This window comes from Oleiphilus sp. HI0066 (genome assembly GCF_001635725.1).
Genome location: NZ_LWFH01001816.1, coordinates 1 through 747, shown reverse-complemented (window position 1 = coordinate 747; position 747 = coordinate 1). Strand labels below are relative to the sequence as shown.

1 protein-coding gene is annotated in these 747 nt (G+C 44.7%); it reads left to right on the top strand.

All coding sequences use genetic code 11. The features are described 5' to 3' along the window. Nucleotides 1-54: 54 nt before the first annotated feature. Nucleotides 55-747, top strand: a 693-nt coding sequence (gene argF / locus A3738_RS28110; protein WP_068764012.1) for an ornithine carbamoyltransferase, incomplete at its 3' end; no start/stop codon positions are given.

Here is a 747-nt window from a genome sequence, read left to right as displayed (position 1 = left end):
TAGGCGATATATTACTCATGCCTACCAAATAATAATCACGCAGCGGAGGCATGCATGAGCGACGCACTTAAAGGACGTAGTTTCACTAAATTACTGGATTTTTCTCAAGCAGAGATTGCAGATCTTCTTGAGCTATCTGCCGAGTTAAAAGCGGCGAAAAAAGATGGCACAGAAACACAAGCACTCCGAAATAAAAACGTTGCCCTAATATTTGAAAAAGCATCAACACGCACACGATGCGCTTTTGAAGTGGCTGCTTTTGATCAAGGTGCGAATGTCACATATATAGGCGGCGGCTCGCAAATGGGTGAAAAAGAAACCGTTAAAGATACTGCTCGTGTTTTAGGCCGCATGTATGATGGCATAGAGTTTCGAGGATTTCGCCAAAGCGACGTCGAATCACTTGCAGAATTCTCTGGCGTTCCAGTTTGGAACGGCCTCACTGACGAATTTCATCCCACGCAAATTCTTGCCGATTTTCTAACCATGCAAGAACACAGTGACAAAGCCTTAAAAGACATTAAATTTGCTTACCTTGGTGACGCTCGCAATAACATGGGAAATTCTTTGATGGTCGGCGCTGCAAAGATGGGTATGAACATTAGCCTAGTCGCGCCAGAGGGATATCATCCAGAAGAATCACTCGTAGAACGTTGTGAAGCCATTGCCTCTGAGAGCGGAGCCAGTATCACTCTTACCAGCGATGTTGAAGCCGGTGTTAAAGATGCAGACTTTATCTATACAGAC